This window comes from Lentisalinibacter salinarum (assembly GCF_040706555.1).
Classification (GTDB): domain Bacteria; phylum Pseudomonadota; class Gammaproteobacteria; order Steroidobacterales; family Woeseiaceae; genus Lentisalinibacter; species Lentisalinibacter salinarum.
Genome location: NZ_JAPDRH010000011.1, coordinates 1 through 411, shown reverse-complemented (window position 1 = coordinate 411; position 411 = coordinate 1). Strand labels below are relative to the sequence as shown.

Genomic DNA, 411 nt, shown 5'->3' with positions numbered 1-411 from the left:
GTCAGGCTGACGTCGTCGATATTCACGGTGCTGGTCACACCGCCCATATCGAACAGCACGCGACTCTCGGCAGTGCCGATGTCGGCCACCGCCGTCAGGTTGTAGCTGTAGCTCTGCCATTCCGTCGTCAGGGGAACCGTCGCCGTTTCGGCCGTAAAGGGCGCGCCGCTGAGCCCGATGCCCGCGATCATGTCGCGTGCGACGGACGCCCTGGCCCTGAAGCTGAGTACGTACTCCGTACCCTGGGCGATCGCAGCCACCTGGCTCAGGTTCGTGTCGAAGACCTGCTGGCCGTCGAGCGCATCGGCCGTATAGAAGTTGTTCGTCACGACACCGCCGGCATTCACCCACGGCGCCTTGTCGGCAGCGCTCGCCTCGAAGTCTCCATTGGTCAGAAGCTCGCCGCCGCCC

The 411-nt window shown here is 65.0% G+C and carries 1 protein-coding gene; it reads right to left on the bottom strand.

Going from position 1 to position 411, the window contains the following annotated elements; translation table 11 throughout:
- On the bottom strand, nucleotides 1–411 hold a 411-nt coding region (locus tag ACJMKZ_RS18775; protein WP_405234764.1), incomplete at both ends, for a carbohydrate binding domain-containing protein.